Origin of the sequence: Congregibacter sp. (genome assembly GCF_045107095.1) — a bacterium.
Taxonomy (GTDB): Bacteria; Pseudomonadota; Gammaproteobacteria; order Pseudomonadales; family Halieaceae; genus Congregibacter.
Window position 1 is genome coordinate 17,857 of the sequence record NZ_JBGCFU010000121.1, and the last position, 20,552, is coordinate 38,408.

Genomic DNA, 20,552 nt, shown 5'->3' on the forward strand with positions numbered 1-20,552 from the left:
CTCAGCTCTCGAGGCGAATCACGCAGCGTTCATTGGCCAGGAAGGCACGGGTTTCTTCATCCACCACAAAATCCTTTTTGTACTCATCCATGCGTTCGTTCATATAGCTACGTAAACGACGCCGTCTTAGTGCACCGGCGAAGCGGCGGATATGTTCGACGCTTTGCAGAATGAGCGGAGGCACCACGGCCTTCTCACTGCCATCACTCTTGGCAACCATGGTGAAGTACGAGGTGTTTGTGTGTTTTACCGTGGCGGTTTGCACGTTTTCTGCGACAACTTTGATGCCTACTACGATGGAACTTGATCCTACATAGTTCACCGATGCCATTAGTGAAACAAGATCGCCGACCTCTACTGGGGCCAAAAAATGCACGTTGTCTACAGACACTGTGACGCAGTAATTGCCTGCGTGTTTGCTGGCGCAGACGTAAGCGACCTTGTCCATTAGCGAGAGCAGTGTGCCGCCGTGTATCTTGCCGCCAAAGTTAGCGTAGGCAGGGATCATCAGCTCGGTGATCGTGGTTTGAGAGTAGCTGACAGTGTGGCCATCACTCGCTTGCGCGCCCGTCATATTAATTCTCCTTCTCGTCTTTGCTTTCTTCCGAAGGATCAGCTTCTCGAGCCTGAAAGCCTTCCGTTGCTACTTCCGCAACATCAGCAAAACGTTCGTTGGGGACTAAAGCGGTTAATGAGTAGTGGGCGATTTTCCAAACGCCGTTTTCCTTCAGCAGTACGCCCGTGCCGCGAAAGCGGCCCCAGCGCTTTGACACCATGATTTCATCGAACCACGCACTCGCTCCCATGGGGCCCATGGTGATGAAGCGTTCCTCGGAAACATAGGTCCATCCGGTGCCGCCGGAAAAGCGCTCTCCCACATAATCAGTGAATTCCGGTAACGGCCAGCGCTCCCAGTCATCGGTACCCATGAATACGCCGTCGGCGCTGAAATAGCCCAAATAGCGCTCTTTGTCCGCTTCGGCTGCTGCCTGGTGAAAATCATTGAGCAATCCGTTTATGGCTTCTTTCGCCATCTCGTCAGCAGTGCTCTGCAAGGAGTGCAAGGAAAAAACGGCGAGGAAGAAGCATTGTGTAAGCAAAACAGCGTGGGCTTTGAATCGAATTTGCATAGGGGAATCCTGTTCCGGCTCATGTGCGAAGGAAATACCCCGCCAACATAGGCTTTATCTCCTGTTAGGAAAACCCCTCATGAAGTCTCCAGTTTTTGTTGCGACAGTACGTAGCACTGCTGTGTTTTTCTGCAGAGTTACTCACGCCAGACCGCTACGATAGATCTGTTCACAATATGGGCATTAGTTGGCAAAACTTTGAGGAGGTTGTGCACTCCAAGTTCGCTCATTCTCAAAGTTAAGGTCAAAACAATGTCCACTACTACAGCTCCGCGACATCTTGAGTTGTCGCTACTGCTACTGCGATTGAGCGTTTTTCTGGTCATGTTTGTCTGGACTATGGATAAGTTCGTGAACCCAGAGCACAGCGGCCGAGTCTTTGAACACTTTTATGGTGTTGACGGATTATCACCGACGGTGTTTATGGTGCTGGGTGGTTTGCAGTTGATACTGGTAATCGCGTTTGTTCTTGGACTCAAGAAGCGCCTGACCTATGGTTTGGTGATGCTACTGCACGCCGGTTCTACGCTCTCCTCCTGGGCTCAGTATGTCGATGCCTTTAACAATCTGCTGTTTTTTGCGGCATGGCCAATGTTTGCGGCGTGCATTGCGCTGTATCTTATGCGTGATCACGACCAGCTATGGTCTCTGGGCAAGTAAGGCGCATTCTCAGATTTAACGGTGATTCTTCTGGGTAAGTTGGTATAAGGTTCTCTTACAAACATAATGTTTTGAGGACCTGACATGCCACGCAAGAATTCCCTTTCTCGAGCTTTCACTCGGGCGCTAAGCCTCGCAGTGGCGCTGCTGTGCTTTGTAAGCACCGCAGGCGCTGCCGATCGCCCCAACATTTTGGTGATATGGGGGGATGACATCGGCATCTGGAATCTCAGCCGTTACAGCATGGGGCAGATGGGGTATCAGACCCCGAATATCGATCGCATTGCTAATGAGGGCATGGTTTTTACTGACTATTACGGTGAGCAAAGCTGCACCGCCGGGCGCTCTGCGTTCATTACCGGACAGCATCCTGTGCGCACGGGCCTGACCAAAGTCGGTATACCCGGGTCAGACATTGGCATCCAACCCGAAGACCCGACCCTGGCCGAGCTTTTACAGCCATTGGGATATACAAGCGGGCAGTTTGGCAAGAATCACCTTGGGGACAAGGACGAGTTTCTCCCGACAAATCACGGTTTTGATGAGTTTTTTGGCAATTTGTATCACCTGAATGCCGAAGAGAACCCTGAAGATCCGGATTGGCCCAAAGATCCCATGTTTAACCAGTTGTTCAGCCCTCGCGGTGTAATTCGATCATCTGCGGACGGGCAAATTGAGGATTCAGGCCCACTGACCAAGAAGCGCATGGAAACTGTGGACGAGGAATTTCTGGGCGAGGCGCTCAAGTTCATCGACAAAGCGCACAAAGATGACACGCCATTTTTCGTGTGGTTTAACTCAACCCGGATGCATTACTACACGCACGTGAAAGACGAGCAACTAGGCGCCTCCGGACAGGGTTTTTACAACGATGCCATGGTCGAGCACGACGGACACGTGGGTCAATTGCTGGCCAAGCTCGATGAGTTGGGTATCAGCGACAACACTATCGTGGTTTATTCGACGGACAATGGGCCGCATTACAACCAATGGCCCGATGCCGGCATAACGCCGTTCCGCGGTGAAAAGAACACGAATTGGGAGGGGGGCTTTCGAGTGCCAGCTATGGTGCGCTGGCCCGGTAAAATCGCGCCCAATCAAATCAGTAATAAAGTGATGTCGCACATGGATTGGGTACCTACACTCATGGCGGCCGCCGGCGAGGATGGGATTGCGGCTAAGCTCAAAGAAGGACATCGCGCTGCGGGCAAGAATTTTAAGGTGCACCTGGACGGCTATGACTTTTTGCCGTATCTAACGGGCGAGGTTACGGAGACACCCCGTCGGGAATTCTTCTACTTCAGTGATGATGGGGTTTTGGTCTCGGCGCGCATAGGGGACTGGAAGACGGTATTCGCAGAGCAGCGTTCGAAGCGATTCGATGTCTGGCGCGATCCCTTTGTGACTTTGCGTATTCCCAAGGTGTTCCACTTGCGTCGTGACCCCTTTGAACGCGCGGACACCGACTCCAATAGCTACAATGTCTGGTGGGATCACAAAGTCGCGCCGGCCGCGGGTATGGCACGCGTAGCCGTTACCCAGTTCGTGCGCTCTTTGCAGGCGTTTCCGCCCAGACAGCGCCCCGGTACCTTTACGGTGGATCAGATTATGGAATCTCTCTACCAAGCTAAACCTCAATAAGATCAGCACCAATAAGCGAAGACTTCAGAGGCAGACATCATGCGGCTACATAAATTTCTGATCGCGGCTCTGACGCTGCCTCTTGCTTTGTTAGCGACCTTTGCGTCGCTTGCCGTCGGGGCGCAGGAGCTTTCCTGGCCTCAGGAAATCAAAGGTGATGAGGGCACGTTGGTGATTTACCAGCCCCAGCCCGAATCCTTAAAAGGCGACAAGCTTAGCGCGCGAGCTGCAATCTCTATCGAGTTGCCCAATAAAGACGAGCCCATGTTTGGCGCTATGTGGTTCGAATCGCGTATCGCGACGGATCTGGACGCCGGCACCGTGGATGTTCTGGATATCAAAGTGACCAAAGCCGCCTGGCCTGACTCCAAGGATGCGGGAGAGCAGCGTTTGATGCAGGTGGTTCAGGGAGCGTTTCCTGACTACGGCTTTAGCTTGAGCTACGAGCGTTTGTCTGCATCGTTGGAGACGGCAGACATCGAGCGGAAGAGTCTGGAGGCGCTGAAAAGCGATCCTCCAATCATTCTGTTTTCCGAAGAGCTTGCGGTATTGCTCATGTATGACGGCGAGCCTCGCTTTGAGCCTGTGAAAGATTCTCCTTACGAACGGGCGCTGAATACGCCCTTCCTGGTTGCCAAGGAAAAGTCCGGCGCTCTGTTCCTGAGCGACGGGAGTCACTGGTACACAGCTGAAGATCCACTGGGCCCCTGGGTACTAACGACTAAGCCCCCTGCGGATCTGGCGAAAGCGGTAGCGGAAGGTGGTGCGATGGATGCTGCTGAGGGAGCGGGTAGGGCACCTGCGATTGTCGCCGCCACAAAGCCTACGGAGCTGGTTGTTACCGATGGTAAGCCTGACTGGCAGTCCTTGACCGGCGGAGAAATCTTGTACGTGCAGAACACGGAAACGCCGTGGCTCCGCGATCTTCCTACCGGCAACATGTACATTTTGTTGTCCGGGCGGTGGTACCGCTCCAAGTCATCTGAGGGCCCCTGGACCTTTGTTCCGGCCAATGAATTGCCCCCAGCATTTGCTGAGATTCCCCCGGACTCAGATATTGGAGGACTCCGCAGTTCCGTAGCGGGTACCGATGAAGCCGAGCAGGCTATGCTCGACGCCGCTATACCCCAGACAGCGGCGATTGTTCGCTCGGACGCGAAGTTGACCGTGGAGTACGACGGGAATCCCAAGTTCGAGAGTATCAAGGGTACATCTGTCGCTTATGCGGTGAACACCGGAGCGCAGGTGCTGCGTATTGACAACAGCTACTATGCGGTGGATGACGGTGTCTGGTTTATGTCAGCGACCCCCACCGGCCCATGGGCGGTGGCAGATTCTGTGCCCGAGGATGAGATCGCGAAGATTCCCCCTAGTTCACCCGTCTATAACGTCACCCATGTTCACGTTTACGAGTCCACACCCGAAGTTGTCTATGTGGGCTATACACCCGGTTATATGTGGTCATTCCCTTATTACGGGGTACCCGTCTACGGAACGGGTTGGTACTACCCTCCCTATTGGGGCCGTTACTACTATCCCCGTCCTCCCACCTGGGGGCTCCACGTGGGGTATAACCCATGGACTGGCTGGAACTTTGGTATGAGCTGGAGCAACGGCTTTATGACTATTGGTATGAGCTGGGGCGGCGGCTGGGGTGGTGCCTATCGACCGTGGGGATGTTGCGGAGGCTGGTATGGCGGGGGCTACCGAGGCCCAACGATTATCAATACCGGTGACATCAATATTGGCAACAACATCAACATAGGAAATCGCACCGATATCAGCAATCGCATCGGCGATAACAATTTGTCCATCGGTGATCGCGGCGGCAACAAAAACCTCTATCAGCGCCCGGAAAATCGGGATCGTGTGGCGAGCAAGCGCCAGCGCGACCAGTTGAAGCAAGCTCGACCCGCAACACAGAGGGCTAACAACGTGTTTGCGGACAGAGACGGTAACGTCGCCCGCCGCGTGGACAATGGCTGGGAGACTCGTGACAAAGGGCAGTGGAATCGCCAGACTGCGGCTGGCGGGACCAGCAATAAAGCGGAAAACCTTGGTAACCGAGCAAGCACGTTGCCGTCTACTTCGCGTGACTTATCGGCACAGCGAAACAGCAACCGAAGCAGTAGCAGCAGTTTTAATCGCTCTCAGATGGATCGCGCTCATCGTGCGCGCAATATGGGCGGTTCCAGAGAGCGCGCGCGCCGGGGAAGAAGACGTTAAGACGCGTTAAAGAGCGTTCACGAACTGGACTTGGGTTGTGTGACCCAAGTCCAATACCTAGACAGAGAGTTTCGGCCGGTAATCCTGTGGCTCAGTGCTGGCGTATACACACTGTAAACCACCTCAGATTTTCGTCTCGTGTTTAACGCTTATATCCGACAACTTAATGATTCTTCAGCATTTTTATTGGTCTCCGGACCGATATTGAGAGCTGGAAAACACACTTCTTTGCTGGGGGTACTCCGCAATGCGTAGCTCTCATGGCTTTGATCGAGAGGCGCTGTTGCGCCGTCTGGCGCTGACTATTGTTGTTGCTGGTCTGACCTTGGCTCTGCTGCAAATGCTGTAGCAGGGTTTGTGTTTTCGGCTGGCTGCGCTTGCTTGGTTTCTGATGCCTCGGGTTCTTCGTTGATTTTGCGGACGAACCAGAGGGCTTTGTAGGCAAGCAGGCCGATGAAAACGATCGTAGCCCCCACCACGATTAGCAAAATTGACGAATCCATTTTCTTAGCCGTGGTATCCCTATCTTAGATGCTGAAAACCATAGCATGGAGCATCCCTTGGATTGAGCAGTAGCTGTCCTATACTCAGACTATGAAGAAACTGCTGATACTCATTCTTTTGCTGTCGACCCCACTTCTGGCCCAAACGGTCTACAAAACAGTGGAAGACGGTGTGACTACCTATAGTGATAGTCCTCCCGAATCCGGACCCGCGGAAGTGATGACCATTGATGTGGCTCCACCCGCCGAGGATGGCGTTCTTGAGGAGCGTTTGGCGGAGATGCGCGACACCACGGACCGGATGGCGAGCGACCGGCGCGAACGCGAGAAGCATCGAGCGGAAATGCGCGACTTACAGCAGACAGCGGTTGTGACCCCGAGCACACCTCAACCGGCGACGGGCTCCATGACCACTAGCTGGCAGAACAGTTACTGGCCCGGGTACGGGCAGCCCGTGCGGCCGCGACCACCTATTCGCCCGGGGAGGCCTGTTCGCCCTAAACCTACCCCTGAACCCTATGGCGCGCCGGGCTGGTCTGTTATGCAGCCTGGCAACTCACAGCTAATGCGGCCCATCGTTTCGGGGCGGCGCTAGCAACTGTCTAGGGCGTATACCAAATTGGTGAGCTGTAGGCTCGCTCCTGAGTGATCAACGGCACCCCTTCGGGTGCGGCGACTCCAAAACGCACTGCGTCATAGGCCGTCCAGCGGGGTGTTGGGATTTCCAGCACTCGCACGTAATAAAATGCCGCTTCTGCAGCATTAAAGTCCGGGTCTTGCCACACAGTGGATAACTCCCCTGCGCCTATGCTATTGCTCCAACTTGGTACGCTCAGGTCAACGGTGTTCCCAACGCTGGGCAGGTTGCCTGCATTATCAAGGGCGCGGTCATCAGACCAGGCGACGTTGTACACCTTCTCTTTGGCTTCGCCGTCGGCGTTTACCCAGCCTTTCACAACCTGAACGCGATCCAGGTTTGCGCCCATGGGGTCACGCAGCGCAGAGATTAAGAAGCGCGGAGCTCCATCACCAGCTCGGGACATCTCACTACCCATAGGCACTCCAGCGGCGTAGCCTCGTTGTGCGAGGTCCGGGGCCTGAGCGTCGCTCGCTTCGAAATTCCAGCCGCCAAAAAAGCGCAGCGCGATACGCGGGCCGGTAGTTGCATAGGTCTCTCGACGTTCCATAGCATCAAAGATTGCGGTTCGGCTGTTCTCGTCAGCCCAGACCGCGGTAACGCCTGCAGCGTTGTACATAGCGCCGCTAAAACCCTCGATGCCCAGATCCGGATTGGTTTTTCCAGGGTGAGACATACGCTCCGGACTTGGTTCGGTGGTGGTGAACTTGGAGAAAAAGTTGTCTTCGCTAGGAGCCGATAGACCCGTGTGGGTATCCGTGGCGCCTTCGAAACCAAACTGGTAGGGGTTCACACCCATGGTTTGTTGTAGCTGCAGGCCTCGCAGAAGCCCCGAGCGTGCATATTCGCCCGGTAACATGGCGTCAGTTTTCGCCTCAGACACATCGAGATTCCCGTAGTCCCAGGTTTCGAAGTCCGCGAATTCATCGTCGGGGGAGAGCAGTGGGTGGGCCTCGCCGTCGCCTTTGAACTGGGTGACTTCATAGATCCGCTCCCAGGTCATTCGGCTCTTCGCATAGGCTGCGTCCAGTTCTTTGCCATCCTCGAAGTCATCCCGAAGGGGAAACATCATGCCGTTGGATAGGTTGCCGTTATGCGGAATCGCTGTGACGTCACCTCCGGTCTCTTCTTCATAGGCAGCCATCCATGCCCATAGGTCTTTAGGATCCTGACTGCCCACCGGCGGCATCATGGTGAATGGCACAACTTCCAGCGCTTTATCTGCGTTGTCTCTAAAAATCACGTTGCGATGAAGGTTGTTCCCTTTCACGAGTGAGGTCCACTCGTAGGCGATAAATGTCGTGAACTTCCCCGGATCGTTAAACTCTTCAGCCGCCGCAACCAGCCGTTCCCATACGTGGCGGTAAGCAGGAACCCCTGGTTGGTAAAGAAGTGCCGGCGGTGTCTCTCCTTGGGAGAATTGCGCGATTAAGCGGTACATCGCGTCAGCCGCCTGCTTTCCTCCCGCGTTGAAATCTTCGTGATAGCTGCGACCCGAGGGATCAGCCATGACATTGGGTGTGCCTTCCAATAAATCACTGATCAAACCCATGCCATCGGAGTGGTCTGTGATCATAAAAAAGTCATAGGGCCGTTTTAACTTTACCGGCTGGCCAGTGTTTGAGCGCACTTCTTCACCGCGAGCGAAGCGGTAAGCATCTTCTGGCATTAATCGTGTGCCCGAGCCCCCTGCGTCCGCAGACAGGCCGGTGTGCACGTGCGTATCGCCAAAATAGACCTGCCGTTGGGGGCTGGAATCCACGTACGGGGAGTAGGGTTCTTGTACCTCGGCGGCGCTAAGTTGCGGAGCTGTGGTCATGAGCGTCGCGTTGCAGACAAAGAGCGCGAGCATTCCCTGGCGGGCTCCTGGAATTTTACGAAGCATGCGGTGTTCCCCTTATCGGCGGCGCTAGACTGCCGTTATTTTTATTATTGCGGAGGCCATTCGACCTCCGCTATTGCACGAATGCAGCGACCCGCTCGATGGTCCAAAACGCAGCGACGCTGCCAATTCCATAACTTACTGTGCGCTTCACTAGCCTTGATGGTACACGGCTTATGCGACCCAGCAACGTGCCGACAATAACGACGCCAGCGACAAACAACAGTTGTCCTGCCTCTACGCCTACATTGAACATCAGCAGAGCCACGGGAATAGCGGTCTCGGGCAAACCTACTTCCTGCAGTGCTCCCGCAAAGCCTAAACCGTGTAAGAGACCAAAGCCGAAAGCTACGATCCACGGAGCGCGAGCGGTAATAGACGAGCGTCCTTGCTGCTCATGGATTACCTCAGCGGCAACAAACACGATGGACAGAGCAATGACCGCTTCCACGGGTGGCCCCGGCAGACTGATCCAGCCCAGAGTGGCGCAAACCAGCGTAATGGAGTGCGCTACGGTAAAAGCGGTGACGGTGAGTACCAGACGGCGAAGGCTTCCCACCAGTAATAGTAGGGCGAGGACAAACAGGAGGTGATCGATACCACCGAGGATGTGCTCGACGCCGAGGACAAAGTAGGCCACCGCCACTTCTCCCGGGCCGGGTGACGCTGTTACGGTGAATACGGGCTCAGCGGGCTGCAGGCGTTCGAGTTGGGTTGTGCCATCCATACGCTCGATGCGCACGATGACATCGGTCGCGCCCCCGAGAATCCCGTCAATAGTGATTTGCTGGTCGATGAGCCCACCGGTGGCGACAATCTCAAAGCGTTCTTCCCAGGCGTTGTTGATGATGGCGCTTCGTGATTCAACCGCGCGTTCCACGTTTTCGGGAAAGATAACTCGCGCGGCCAGTCTGCGGTTATCCGGCAGCGCAGGCACGCGCCACAGTACGCTGTAACGCTCGGTATCAGATTGCGATAACTCCAGATAGGCTGGTCGGAAGATATCCGCGCTCGCAGCTTGGCTGAGAAGCAAGAGAATGATTGTCAGCAGCTGCGCCGAAATTGTCTTCATATTATCTTCATTACGCATGGCCAAAACGGATCTTGGTCGGCGAGTTTAGCGGCTTGAGGGCTTAGCGTCAGCTTAGGAGTCTCAAAGACGCTTGCAGGAAGACGCTACCTTTTTGCTTTGTTAGTCTTAGCGCCCGATTTTGAAGAAGAGACACTTCGGCATGAAGCGGATTTTAAGCACACTATTGGGTCTGTGCATTGCAGGCTCGGTTTTTGGCGCAGCACAAGACGCAGCGTCCACTCCTTATAAAGGCCTTGAATGGCGCAACATCGGTCCGGGCTTTATGTCTGGTCGCATCGGCGATATCGCTCGCCACCCCACGGATTCCAGCACCTGGTATGTGGGTGTAGCTTCCGGCGGCGTCTGGAAGACCAGCAACGCAGGGGTAACCTTCACCCCGGTTTTCGATGATGAAACCTCCTACTCCATTGGTGCTATGGCCATCGATCCGAGTAACCCCCACACCGTTTGGGTGGGCACCGGTGAGAACAACGGCGGTCGCCACATAGGCTTTGGTGACGGTATTTACCGCTCGGATGACGGCGGAGAAAACTGGACAAATATGGGGCTGCCTGAGTCGCAGCATATCTCCACAATCATTGTGCACCCCGAGGATTCCAATACCGTTTGGGCCGCCGTTCAGGGCCCGCTGTGGACCAAAGGTGGTGAGCGCGGTTTATACATGACCACCGATGGTGGTCAGACCTGGGAAAAGACCCTCGGCGGTGGCGAGTGGACCGGTGTTACCGATGTGGTTATCGACTCCCGTGATCCAAACGTTTTGTATGCGGCTACCTGGCAGCACCAGCGCACCGTCGCCGCGTACATGGGCGGTGGCCCCGAAAGTGGCCTTCACCGATCCCTCGATGGTGGTAAAACCTGGACCAAGCTGACCCAGGGTCTTCCCAAAGGCAATATGGGCAAGATCGGCCTAGCTATTTCCCTGCAGAATCCCGATGTCGTCTACGCGGCGATAGAGCTGGACCGACGTAAAGGCGGTGTCTGGCGTTCCGATGATCGCGGTGCAAGCTGGGTGAAAGGTGCGGATGCGGTGAGTGGCGGAACAGGGCCACATTACTATCAGGAACTCACAGCCAGTATGCATAAGCATGACCGGCTGTATCTGGTAGGTCCTACGGTGCTCAAGTCCGAGGACGGTGGTTTGACCTTTGAGCCCATGCCTCACCCTAACCAGCATGGCGACATGCACGCGGTCGTGTTTGATCCTGAGGATCCGGACTACATCATGATGGGTACCGACGGCGGTGTGTACGAAAGTTTTGATCTGGGCGACACCTGGCGCTACATGAGCAACCTGCCCGTCACTCAATACTACAAGCTTGCGCTGGACGATACTGAGCCCTTCTACAACATTTACGGTGGTACCCAGGACAATAATACCCAGGGTGGTCCCTCCCGTACGGACACCGTGAACGGTATCCGCAATGCCGATTGGGAAGTGATTCTGGGTGGTGACGGCCATCAGCCTGCGACGGAGCCGGGCAACCCCGACATCATGTACGCCGAGTCCCAAAAGGGGAACCTGAACCGTGTAGATACAACCACCGGCGAGAGCATCTATATTCAGCCGCAGCCGGCACCGGGTGATCCGCCCGAGCGATTCAACTGGGATTCTCCGATCCTTGTGAGTCCTCATTCGCCGGCGCGCATTTACTTCGCTTCTCAGCGTGTGTGGCGCTCGGATAACCGCGGTGACGATTGGACGGCGATCTCTGGCGATCTGACCCGCGATGAAGACCGAATGCTCATGCCTCTCATGGATCAGACTTGGAGCTGGGACGCGCCCTGGGACATGTTCGCCATGTCGGACTACAACACCATTACATCTCTGGCGGAATCGCCCCTGGTCGAGGGTTTGCTCTATGCAGCAACCGACGATGGTTTGATTCAGGTATCCGAGAACCGAGGCGACAGCTGGCGTCGCTTAGAGGTGGGCTCGATGCCCGGCGTACCTAAAACGGCTTTTGTAAATGACATTCGTGCTGACCTGCACGATGCAGACACCGTTTACGTGGCCTTGGATAATCACAAGTACGGCGACTTTAAGCCCTACCTTCTGGTGAGCCGAAACCGTGGTCGCAGCTGGAGCAGCATCACAGACGGGATTCCCGATCGGCATCTTGTTTGGCGACTCGTACAGGATCACGAGCGGGCAGGCCTGATGTTTGCCGGTACTGAGTTCGGCGTGTTTATGACGCTAAACGGCGGCGACAGCTGGGAGAAGTTCAGTGCGGGTATGCCAACAATATCTATTCGTGATATCCAAATTCAGCGACGCGAGAATGACATAGTAGCTGCAAGTTTCGGGCGTGGTTTCTTTGTCATGGATGACTATTCTGCACTACGAGAACTGAGTGACGACGCGATGGAGCAGGAAGCCACGCTGTTTGAAGCGCGCGATGCCGACTGGTACTTCCCGCGCAAAGTGTTGGGTGCGAAAAAGCGTGGCTCTCAAGGTGATGATCTGTATGTCGCCGAGAATCCACCTTTTGGCGCGGTGCTGACCTATCACCTGGCGGACGGTTTTTCGACTTTGGAGAAAACCCGGCAAGACGCAGAGAAGAAAGTTCTTGAGGCAGGTGGCCAAGTGAAGTTCGAAGGTTGGGACGCGGTGGAAGCCGAGCGCAGAGAGGCAGCTCCTGCATTGATGATGGTTATTCGCGATGCCAGTGGCAATGTGATCCGTCGTCTCGATGCGCCTACGGAGAAGGGTTTTCATCGTCTTGCCTGGGATCTCCGTCATCCTTACTACGGCTCTGTAGAGACTCCGCCAAACTGGCAGGGCCTTCCACCGAAGGGCTTTATGGTGATGCCCGGCACTTACAGCGCTGAGCTTGTTCTTCTTGAGGGCGGTGAAAGCCGTCTCCTGGACGAGGCCGTAAGCTTTGAAGTGAAGCGTATGTACGGTTCAGCACTTAGCGGTGCGTCCATGGATGAGGTTGATGCGTTCTGGAAAGAGCTCTCCGCTGTCTCCGGGCAGGTGAGTGGCGCGCGCTATGCGTTGGATGACGCTATGGAGACGATTGCGACAATGCAAAAGATGTTGTCTGTAACGGCAGCAGCGCCTGGCGATATTGACCAGCGTCTCCATGACCTGCATCAGGAGCTCTATGAAATTGATGAAGCGCTCAATGGCAACAAGTCTGTGCAGGCGGTGGGAAACTATGAGTTGCACCGCGTGAACAGCTGGTTGGGTCATGCGAGACGAGGAGTGTCTAACTCCAGCTACGGGCCAACCGGCGCGCATCGTCAGAGTCTTGGCTATGCGGTAGAGGTGTTTGCGCCAATTCGCGAGCGACTCAATGCGGTAATTGATACCGAAATCCCAGCGCTGCGCAAAGAACTGCAGTCCGCTGGGGCGCCGTGGGGTGCGGGCCAGCCCGTGCCCGCTAGCTAGGCTTATTTAATAGACGCTTAGGCCGAGCCGCCAGATCCCTGGCGGCTTTCTTTCAAAATCTCTGCAAGCCAGGGCTTGTGCGTTGCAATTTCTGCATCGCTCAGGCCCGTTATCTCGTACGGTAAAACCAGCCAGTCATCGGTTTCGTGCAAGTAGTAATCGGGCACGCGCCCGGTTCGGTTTTTGGTGGGCTTGAAATAGGGCACGGCAATTCGTACGTCGTCGGGCATGTTGCGCTTGGATTTTGATTCCAGTCGTTGAATGACCGCCTCTATATTTTGCCCACTGCTAAACACGTCATCGACAATCAGTAGATTGTCGTTCTTGTTCATTGTCTCGTAGAGATATTGAAGTCCGTGCACACGAATACCTTCGGGGTTCTCCACGTTGTTAAGGTAGCTTTCCATCCCGCGATAGGAGGTCCGGATGGCGATATGGTCTGTTTTAACACCCAGATACTGAAGACATTCCTGCACGTAGATGCCCACGGTGGAGCCGCCGCGCCATACGCCTACAATAAAGTCAGGACGAAAGCCGCTGTCATAAACTGACACCGCGAGACGATAGGCGTCTTGGAGTAATGACTCTTCTTCTACAAAAGTCTTTTGCAGTGAGGCGGTAGCGTTTGTCATTGGTTCTGGCTCTCTTCTTTGGCCTGAGTAACTTCTTTGCGATCACTGAGCAAAGCCTTTCTCGCGCTAAGTGGGTCCCAAAGAGGTAAGCCTCTAGTGCGCGCAATCTCCTCCCCACTGAAGGGAGGGATGTTACTGTGCGGTGGGTAGAAGACGTCGAACATCCAATTATAGATGTCCGCCAGTTTCTGGTCTGAAAGAGGAACTTGCGAGGCTCCTGGCACGCGAGTGAGGTAGGAGCGGCCTTCAGCCGTTTGGGCAAGCCAGTCCAGATCATGGCGCAGGTCCGGAACTTCCGGAAGTGTTCCCTCACCGTTTTCCAGATGGCAACCGCCGCAGTGCAGCAGATAGTTTGCTTGGGGGTCTGCCTGTACGAGATTTACGCACAACAGCGCTGGCGCTAGTGCGAGTCCAAATGAGCGAAGGCGCAATGCTCAGCCTGCGTCGGCTTTGCCCACTACCCGGGCAAGGGTGCAGTGATAAGCGTGACTGTTAGAGCCAAAGCACCAGAGAATGCTATTTGATTTTGAGGGAAAATAGACCGGGCGGTCTCCCTCTGAACGATGACAGCCACAACGACCGCAGGCGGACTTACCGCAGCAATCGTTATAGGAGATGAGATAGTCCTGACCATCTAGAGGGTTGTGGCAGGTGCCGACCCAGGCCACGCTCGCGGTTTCGGAGCCCGGGGGACACTGGGTCATGCTGCCGCCACAGCAGCTACAAATCTGGCCGCTAAAAGCGCAATAGCGCCAGTAATCGCAACTTTGCTCATCGCCCATCTCCGAAATAGCTCCTTCGGATCCGGCGGCGGGAGCCGCTAAGGCATTAGCGTTTCCTGCATCTTCGCGCGCCATAGGAAGTAGTGGGAAGGCTCCCATACCCGTTGCCAATGCGCCTAACTTTCCCAAAAATGAGCGGCGAGACGTGCGTCCCGCAAAAAAACGCACCACGCCTGTGGTTGCGGCATCGATGTCGCTGAGAAGCTGCTTTAGCAATTCATTTTGCGTGCTCATGAGGCTTGCTCCAGTTGCTGCTCTTTGACGAGGTAATCCTGTAGAGAGTCGTAACCACTCAACATGGCTTCCACCAGACTTTCGAGGTGCTCACGGCTGTTCACGAGACCTCTGGAACGCAGAACACCGTCGCTATCGATAAGTGCTGCATAGGGTAGTTTTCCCGCAGCAAACTTGAGTCCCAGCTCTGAGGAGAGCAGATAGGAGTAAGTCTCAATGCCCATCTTTTCTATGTATTCGATGTGCTGAGGTAACTCTCCACCATCGCTCGCAAACAGAAGACGCAGTTTGTCGGAGCGCGCCATTGAGCAGGCCACGGGAACAAGTTCCTTGCAGATCGGGCAGGTCGGCGAGACGAACAAAATCAGTGTCGATGATGACGTCGTGCCACCAATGTTGACGCTCACACCGTCTATATCCTGAAGAGCAAGCTTGGGCGCCGCGGAACCTACTTCCGGGCCCGCGGTATTCATGAGCGCCCCTGCGGGTGCCAGGCGGGTGTGCAGCACCCCAATCTGTCTAGCGAGTGCGAGTACCACAATCACGAGCAGCGCGACCACAAGGCCGAGGATGAGAACCGCAACAGCTAGGGAATCAATGGTCATATGGGTTCCAGCCCTGAAGCGCACTTTGGTTTTGAAGAAGTTGGCCAACAGTTACGTAGCTAAGTACCAGCAGCGCACTCATGAATATCATCGCAGCGGCGTCCGCCGCGCCAAGTATCCGTGATGTTGTTGGTAGGGCGACTATCAGCGCTCCCGCAGCTAGTACGATGTTGCGCGTAACTAGCCAGTAACTCAGTGGCTGAGGGGTTCCCCCGCATCCACAGTCGATATCGCGCCTGCCGCGAACAAGATTGAGGAGCACGGCCAACGCATACATACCCAAGACCAGCATGGCGGTGAAGCCCGCGGCCTCCCGAGTTATGGGAACCAGAAGCGCGATGGCGATCGCCAGTTCCAGCCAGGGCAGAACTCTAGCCATCAGTGGCACCAGATTTCCAGGCAGCAACGCATAAGCATCTAGTTGCGCTTGAAACCGGCGTGCTTCGCTGCGTTTGTGCTGGCTTGCGCTAACAAACAACAAGAAGAGCGAGAGCGCGAGAGTCAATTGTAGGAGTGGGTCGATCACAGACTACTCTAACCTTTGAATCATGCTGGCATTGATCTCTGGTACGGTGCGCAACAAACGGCTGCTTAGCGCATCGTGAATCAGTAGTTCTCCGCCGTCAGCCGGTGCAATAAGCAATAGCGGTTCATCGTCAGCGGTAAGTTCCAGAGAGCTGCCCATGGTTTCTTCGTCGAGCTCTAATACGTAGGCTCTGCGACGGGTTTGAGTGCTAAATGCCCAAACCTGCGTACCCGCGTCTTCAAAGGTTTCCTGGCCGCCACCCTGATGCATGAGAGTCACAAGTAGATTGGCGCTCGCATTGTAGGCAAAGGCTTGTCGACCACCGATACGCCAATCGTCATCTGCCTCAATGGGAACACCATTGAGGTCAGCAGCATCTTCGATGTCCTCGGGATTGATTGACCAGGGCTTACTGATTTGCACGGCGCCATTTGCCACCGACACTTCGTAAACCATGCCTTCCAGCGACATGAACATCCAGCCCTCTGGTGTGGGCACCGCGTAATCAAAAACAGGATCATCGCTCATACTGAAAAATGATTCGCTACGCAGTCGATCTACCTCTTCGCCGACGCTGTCGAGGCGAATGTATTGAATGCGACCGTCGCCACAGGCCATGAGAAAACCCGCGTCTACCGGGTAAACGCCCGCACAGCCTGGCGTTGAGATCTCACCTACGAATCTGTCGTCAGAGGTATCGACTACGCTCACCGACATAGCGGGTGTGATATTCCACACACCGATAAAGCGCTCTTCAATCAGCCCAATCATGCCGCTGTGACCGATCCCCGCAGACTTTGGTGGAATCTCTATCTCTTTGATTGGTAGTGCATTCTCGAGATCAAAGACCAGCACGACATCGGTGCGATCGCCATAAAATGTTCGCGTGTAGAAGCTGCCGTAGGAGTAAATGCGGCCTGCGTCCAGATGCGGCTCGATTGCCGGAGAGAACATCGATAGGGTGAGCGTCGCTTCCACGCTGCCCTTATCGCCATTAATGAGATAGGCGATTTCGCTGCCCCGGGCAGAAAACCAGTGTTCATTCGGAGTTCCGAGCTTCCGGGACTCACCAACGATAGAATCATAAGGCTGTGCTGCGATACTTTGCGTTACGCAAAGTATCGCTGCTGCCAGGTAGTGTTTCATGCTACCTCCCAGTGTAGGGATTAGCGGTCGGTGGCTTGCGGGATTGTAGTAATAATATGTACCTTGCGACCGCGCGAGGGTTGAACTGATGCTATACCAAGCTGTGGCAGTTAGGCAATGAGTTAGGTAAAGATCGATCATGAGTGCGTAAAGTCAGCAGCGAAAGTGGGCCTGGGTCAGGAGAAAAGCATGTCGGAAAAAGTGTATCTAGGAGCCCAGGAGCTCCTTGAAGACTCCTTTCGCCTGGGAGCGAATGTAGTGGCTAGCGGCTTTCGGCCGACCATGATGATCGCTATTTGGCGTGGCGGTGCCCCCGTGGGCGTTGCTGTGCAGGAGATCTTGGCCCACTGCGGTATCGAGACTGATCACATCGCGATCCGAACCTCTTTGTACAAGCCCGAGATAGACGGGCGGTCATCGGAGATTCGCATTCACGGCATGAACTACCTCATCAAGAAGCTCACGCATGAAGACAAGCTGCTGATAGTGGACGACGTGTTTGATACAGGCAGTACCATTGATGCGGTTATCCGCTACATCGAAGAGAAAGCTCGGTTAAACACCCCCAAGGACATTCGCGTTGCCGTTCCTTACTTCAAGCCCACTCGCAACGTTACCGATCGTGTGCCCGACTACTTCCTCCACGAGACGGAGCAGTGGCTCAAGTATCCTCACTCACTGGAGGGATTGAGTGCTGATGAGGTGGCCAAAGAGCGTCCTGCGCTATTTGAAATTATTCAGCCTTATCTATAACCCCGGACGTACGGGAACCGTTAAACAATAAGTTCAGCGTCACCGCACTCACTGCGCCTAGAGTGATAGGGTTGTTGAGAATGTCGGCTACCGCTTTTGGCAGCGCCGAGAAGTAAATGGGGTTCGCCACTACTAACATCGCAGCGCTCAGACTGATTCCCACCGTGAGTACGTTACCCGTGTTCTCGAAGTCTACGCGGCGGAGTGTTTGAATCCCCGTTGCCGCAATGGAGCCAAACAACACCAGTCCGCAGCCGCCCAGTACCGGGGTAGGAATATTCGCCACTAGAGCTGCTGCTTTTGGCGCGAGACTCAGCAGTATGAGCATGACACCTGTGGCGGCCACAACAAAGCGGCTGCGCACGCCAGAGACGCGAATTACCCCGATGTTCTGAGAGAAGGTAGTGAAGGGAAAGGCGTTGAACAAACCGCCGATGATAGTGCCTAGACCTTCAGCACGGAGTCCTGCGGCGAGGCGTTTTTCATCGACCTCCTGCTCGCAGACTTCACCGATCGCCAAGTAATCGCCTGTAGACTCCACCATAGTGACGAGCATGGTGACGGTCATCGCGGCGCAGGCTGCAACGGTGAAGGTGGGTGGGCCGAAAGCGAAGGGCATAGGAATGCTCGCCCAACTGGCGGTAGAAACCCCGCTAAAGTCAGACATCCCCATAAGAGCACCAGCAATACCGCCAGCGACCAAACCCACGAGTATGGAAGTGCGCGCGAGAAAATCGTGGCCAAAGCGCATAACTAGTAGCACCAGGAGAAGGGTGCCAAGCCCGAGGCTCACTTCTGCCATGCTTGTGTCTTGAGCGCCAAAGCCCCGACCTCCGCTCAACCACATCACCGCAACCGGCATGAGGCTGACTCCGATAACCGTGATTACCGTGCCTGTGACCAGCGGCGGAAAAAAGCGCAAAAGCTTACTCCAGGATCCGGCGAGTAAAAGGCAAACAGTGCCACCGACTATCGTGCCCCCGAACATGGCTGTGAGGTCGCCATTGGCGCCAATGGCGATCAGTGGTGGGATTACAGCGACGGTCGTGCCCTGGACTACGGGCAAGCGTGTGCCGATGGGAAGACCCGGGATCCCGAGGCATTGGATTAATGTGGCAACGCCGCTACCAAAGAGTCCAGAGGCCAGCAGAAAGGTGGTTTGTTCCTGAGGCCAGCCCAGTGCACTGGCGAGAACCAGCGGTGCAATGATGATGCTGGCGTAGGCTGCCAGGAGTTGCTGAAAGCCAAGGGGCAAAGTCCAACGCAGGGGCAGCCATTCGTTTACGGGATGTGCGGTGTCGTTATCTTGCATCCTTAAGCTCCACTTCGCTGGCGGAGATTGCCGGCGCGCTCACGGAGTTCGCCTAACATTCCCTGGAGGTCGACTCCTTGGAGCACGCCGTTCTCTACTACTACCTGCCCATCCACAATGGTATGAATAACATCGTCCGCGCGGCTTGAATATACCAATGCCGCCTGAGAGTCGTAGCGTGGGGCACAATGGGCGTTGTTGAGATCGACGACAATGATGTCTGCAAGCTGACCTGGGGCGAGGGTACCTGCCTCGTCCAGATGCATCGCCTTGGCAGCTTCCCGTGTGCCCATTTCAAGCATTTCACTAACGGTGAGTAACTCGGGGTCCAGGTTGTGGTTCTTGTGGGTAATCGCGCCGAACTTCATTTCCTGAAACATATCGAGCGTGTTGTGACTTGCCGGACCATCGGTGGCAAGCCCTACAGTGACGCCGGCTTCCATTAACTTACGTATGGGCATAATGCCCGAGCACAGCTTCGCGTTGCTAATTGGGCAGTGCGCAACTTTCACATCATGCTCGGCCATGAGAGCGATGTCGTCGTCGGTCAGCGTGGTGCAATGCGCCGCAGTGAGATGAGGGCCAAGCAAGCCCATGCTATGCAACCAGCCGGTAGGCGTCATGCCGTGATTGTCTGAAACGAACTGATGCTCCTGCTGGCCTTCTGATAGATGTGTGTGGATGGTGAGCTGATGCTCGCCGGCGACGTCCGCGCACTGCCGCCACAGCTTTTCTGTACAGGAATAAGTGGCGTGGGGTGACAAGGCCACGCGCAGGCGACCATCGAGTGTGTTGTGATGCTCCTTGGCAATTTCACCAAAGTTATCCAGCGCGCCGTAGGACCAATCTTTCAAATCGCCGTACAGACCAATGTCCGCAAAGCCGTAACCCAAAGTAGCGCGCAGTGGGATTGTCTCCAGTGCGTTGATTTCAGGGCTCACCGAGTAGGCATCGAAGTGTTCGTTAAAACTGGTGATACCCGCCAGCGCCATCTCCGCAAGTCCAGCGAGGCTCGCCAGACGCAGAGTCTCATGATCAAAATTTTGTTTGAGGCGCCACATGCTTTGAAGCCATTCAAAGAGCTTGGCGTCTTCGTTGAGGCCCCGCAGTAACACGTTTGAACCGATATGCGTGTGGCAGTTGCTGAAACCGGGCATGACTACCTGGTCCGTGGCATCGATGGTCTTCTTGGCGACGTAGGGCCCGATCTCTGCTTCGTCACCGACGGCAATAATTCGATTCTCAGAAACGAGAACGGCGCCTTTCAACGCCGCGGAGTTCCCAGCTTGGGATTGCTGGGTCATAGTCAAAATTTCGCCGCCAATAATGGCGAGATCGGCCTCAATCATGGCGGCTGAGTTCCTCTTGTGGAGAGCCTACAGCCGCATAGACA

The 20,552-nt window shown here is 55.2% G+C and carries 18 protein-coding genes; 6 read left to right on the plus strand and 12 right to left on the minus strand.

Annotated elements, in window-relative coordinates:
• Window position 1 precedes the first annotated feature (1 nt).
• On the minus strand, window positions 2-574 hold the full coding sequence (locus tag AB8B76_RS14575; RefSeq protein WP_405273591.1) for an acyl-CoA thioesterase: 573 nt from the start codon (window positions 572-574) through the stop codon (window positions 2-4).
• Between the two features lies 1 nt (window position 575).
• The gene (locus AB8B76_RS14580; protein WP_405273592.1) at window positions 576-1,130 is read right to left on the minus strand and encodes a nuclear transport factor 2 family protein; all 555 of its coding nucleotides are present in this window, start codon (window positions 1,128-1,130) and stop codon (window positions 576-578) included.
• 252 nt (window positions 1,131-1,382) lie between these two features.
• On the opposite strand from AB8B76_RS14580, the gene AB8B76_RS14585 reads away from it, so the two are divergent.
• From AB8B76_RS14585 to AB8B76_RS14600, 4 genes are all read left to right on the plus strand, one after another.
• Entirely contained in the window at window positions 1,383-1,790 is a 408-nt protein-coding gene (locus AB8B76_RS14585; RefSeq protein ID WP_405273593.1) for a hypothetical protein, read from the plus strand.
• 84 nt (window positions 1,791-1,874) lie between these two features.
• Complete coding sequence (locus tag AB8B76_RS14590) at window positions 1,875-3,431, plus strand: arylsulfatase (RefSeq protein ID WP_405273594.1); 1,557 nt, start codon at window positions 1,875-1,877, stop codon at window positions 3,429-3,431.
• A gap of 39 nt (window positions 3,432-3,470) precedes the next feature.
• Entirely contained in the window at window positions 3,471-5,657 is a 2,187-nt protein-coding gene (locus AB8B76_RS14595) for a carbohydrate-binding family V/XII (protein WP_405273595.1), read from the plus strand.
• Between the two features lie 594 nt (window positions 5,658-6,251).
• Entirely contained in the window at window positions 6,252-6,755 is a 504-nt protein-coding gene (locus AB8B76_RS14600; RefSeq protein ID WP_405273596.1) for a DUF4124 domain-containing protein, read from the plus strand.
• A 7-nt stretch (window positions 6,756-6,762) separates the two neighbouring features.
• Here the strand turns inward: AB8B76_RS14600 and AB8B76_RS14605 are convergent, their stop codons facing one another.
• Window positions 6,763-8,682, minus strand: coding sequence for a DUF3604 domain-containing protein (locus tag AB8B76_RS14605; protein WP_405273597.1), 1,920 nt, complete (start codon window positions 8,680-8,682; stop codon window positions 6,763-6,765).
• 70 nt (window positions 8,683-8,752) lie between these two features.
• A complete protein-coding gene (locus AB8B76_RS14610; protein WP_405273598.1) occupies window positions 8,753-9,751 on the minus strand; it encodes a HupE/UreJ family protein in 999 nt (332 codons plus the stop codon).
• Window positions 9,752-9,911: 160 nt separating this feature from the next.
• Between AB8B76_RS14610 and AB8B76_RS14615 the strand changes: the two genes are divergently transcribed.
• Entirely contained in the window at window positions 9,912-13,169 is a 3,258-nt protein-coding gene (locus AB8B76_RS14615; protein WP_405273599.1) for a glycosyl hydrolase, read from the plus strand.
• Between the two features lie 17 nt (window positions 13,170-13,186).
• Here AB8B76_RS14615 and AB8B76_RS14620 read toward each other — a convergent pair whose 3' ends face one another.
• Genes AB8B76_RS14620 through AB8B76_RS14645 form a run of 6 tightly spaced genes read right to left on the minus strand, consistent with a single transcriptional unit; the run spans window position 13,187 to window position 17,094 of the window.
• Window positions 13,187-13,801 carry a phosphoribosyltransferase gene (locus tag AB8B76_RS14620; RefSeq protein ID WP_405273600.1) on the minus strand — a complete coding sequence of 205 codons (615 nt, stop codon included), beginning with the start codon at window positions 13,799-13,801 and terminating at the stop codon, window positions 13,187-13,189.
• Window positions 13,798-14,232 carry a c-type cytochrome gene (locus tag AB8B76_RS14625; protein ID WP_405273601.1) on the minus strand — a complete coding sequence of 145 codons (435 nt, stop codon included), beginning with the start codon at window positions 14,230-14,232 and terminating at the stop codon, window positions 13,798-13,800. Before AB8B76_RS14625 ends, AB8B76_RS14620 begins: the two co-directional genes overlap by 4 nt.
• 3 nt (window positions 14,233-14,235) lie before the next feature.
• A complete protein-coding gene (locus AB8B76_RS14630) occupies window positions 14,236-14,817 on the minus strand; it encodes a methylamine dehydrogenase light chain (protein ID WP_405273602.1) in 582 nt (193 codons plus the stop codon).
• Window positions 14,814-15,422 (minus strand): thiol-disulfide isomerase, encoded by a 609-nt coding sequence (locus AB8B76_RS14635; RefSeq protein ID WP_405273603.1) that lies wholly within the window; start codon window positions 15,420-15,422, stop codon window positions 14,814-14,816. The genes AB8B76_RS14630 and AB8B76_RS14635 overlap by 4 nt, the downstream gene beginning before the upstream one ends.
• Window positions 15,412-15,948, minus strand: coding sequence for a MauE/DoxX family redox-associated membrane protein (locus AB8B76_RS14640; RefSeq protein WP_405273605.1), 537 nt, complete (start codon window positions 15,946-15,948; stop codon window positions 15,412-15,414). Before AB8B76_RS14640 ends, AB8B76_RS14635 begins: the two co-directional genes overlap by 11 nt.
• Window positions 15,949-15,951: 3 nt before the next feature.
• Entirely contained in the window at window positions 15,952-17,094 is a 1,143-nt protein-coding gene (locus AB8B76_RS14645) for an amine dehydrogenase large subunit (protein WP_405273606.1), read from the minus strand.
• A gap of 189 nt (window positions 17,095-17,283) precedes the next feature.
• Between AB8B76_RS14645 and AB8B76_RS14650 the strand changes: the two genes are divergently transcribed.
• A complete protein-coding gene (locus AB8B76_RS14650) occupies window positions 17,284-17,847 on the plus strand; it encodes a phosphoribosyltransferase (protein ID WP_405273608.1) in 564 nt (187 codons plus the stop codon).
• Here AB8B76_RS14650 and AB8B76_RS14655 read toward each other — a convergent pair.
• Together AB8B76_RS14655 and AB8B76_RS14660 are read right to left on the minus strand one after the other, a co-directional pair.
• Window positions 17,828-19,159: a nucleobase:cation symporter-2 family protein gene (locus AB8B76_RS14655; protein ID WP_405273609.1), complete on the minus strand. Its 1,332-nt coding sequence runs from the start codon at window positions 19,157-19,159 to the stop codon at window positions 17,828-17,830. The genes AB8B76_RS14650 and AB8B76_RS14655 overlap by 20 nt on opposite strands.
• A gap of 2 nt (window positions 19,160-19,161) precedes the next feature.
• Window positions 19,162-20,508 carry an amidohydrolase family protein gene (locus AB8B76_RS14660; RefSeq protein ID WP_405273610.1) on the minus strand — a complete coding sequence of 449 codons (1,347 nt, stop codon included), beginning with the start codon at window positions 20,506-20,508 and terminating at the stop codon, window positions 19,162-19,164.
• Window positions 20,509-20,552 lie beyond the last annotated feature (44 nt).

What these genes read in the sequence shown, in the direction of transcription:
- AB8B76_RS14605 (WP_405273597.1), bottom strand. Translation starts at nt 8,682, where the DNA reads ATGCTTCGTAAAATTCCAGGAGCCCGCCAGGGAATGCTCGCGCTCTTT.
- AB8B76_RS14590 (WP_405273594.1), top strand. Translation starts at nt 1,875, where the DNA reads ATGCCACGCAAGAATTCCCTTTCTCGAGCTTTCACTCGGGCGCTAAGC.
- AB8B76_RS14575 (WP_405273591.1), bottom strand. Translation starts at nt 574, where the DNA reads ATGACGGGCGCGCAAGCGAGTGATGGCCACACTGTCAGCTACTCTCAA.
- AB8B76_RS14615 (WP_405273599.1), top strand. Translation starts at nt 9,912, where the DNA reads ATGAAGCGGATTTTAAGCACACTATTGGGTCTGTGCATTGCAGGCTCG.
- AB8B76_RS14650 (WP_405273608.1), top strand. Translation starts at nt 17,284, where the DNA reads ATGTCGGAAAAAGTGTATCTAGGAGCCCAGGAGCTCCTTGAAGACTCC.
- AB8B76_RS14580 (WP_405273592.1), bottom strand. Translation starts at nt 1,130, where the DNA reads ATGCAAATTCGATTCAAAGCCCACGCTGTTTTGCTTACACAATGCTTC.
- AB8B76_RS14635 (WP_405273603.1), bottom strand. Translation starts at nt 15,422, where the DNA reads ATGACCATTGATTCCCTAGCTGTTGCGGTTCTCATCCTCGGCCTTGTG.
- AB8B76_RS14600 (WP_405273596.1), top strand. Translation starts at nt 6,252, where the DNA reads ATGAAGAAACTGCTGATACTCATTCTTTTGCTGTCGACCCCACTTCTG.
- AB8B76_RS14610 (WP_405273598.1), bottom strand. Translation starts at nt 9,751, where the DNA reads ATGAAGACAATTTCGGCGCAGCTGCTGACAATCATTCTCTTGCTTCTC.
- AB8B76_RS14655 (WP_405273609.1), bottom strand. Translation starts at nt 19,159, where the DNA reads ATGCAAGATAACGACACCGCACATCCCGTAAACGAATGGCTGCCCCTG.
- AB8B76_RS14660 (WP_405273610.1), bottom strand. Translation starts at nt 20,508, where the DNA reads ATGATTGAGGCCGATCTCGCCATTATTGGCGGCGAAATTTTGACTATG.
- AB8B76_RS14630 (WP_405273602.1), bottom strand. Translation starts at nt 14,817, where the DNA reads ATGAGCACGCAAAATGAATTGCTAAAGCAGCTTCTCAGCGACATCGAT.
- AB8B76_RS14620 (WP_405273600.1), bottom strand. Translation starts at nt 13,801, where the DNA reads ATGACAAACGCTACCGCCTCACTGCAAAAGACTTTTGTAGAAGAAGAG.
- AB8B76_RS14595 (WP_405273595.1), top strand. Translation starts at nt 3,471, where the DNA reads ATGCGGCTACATAAATTTCTGATCGCGGCTCTGACGCTGCCTCTTGCT.
- AB8B76_RS14585 (WP_405273593.1), top strand. Translation starts at nt 1,383, where the DNA reads ATGTCCACTACTACAGCTCCGCGACATCTTGAGTTGTCGCTACTGCTA.
- AB8B76_RS14645 (WP_405273606.1), bottom strand. Translation starts at nt 17,094, where the DNA reads ATGAAACACTACCTGGCAGCAGCGATACTTTGCGTAACGCAAAGTATC.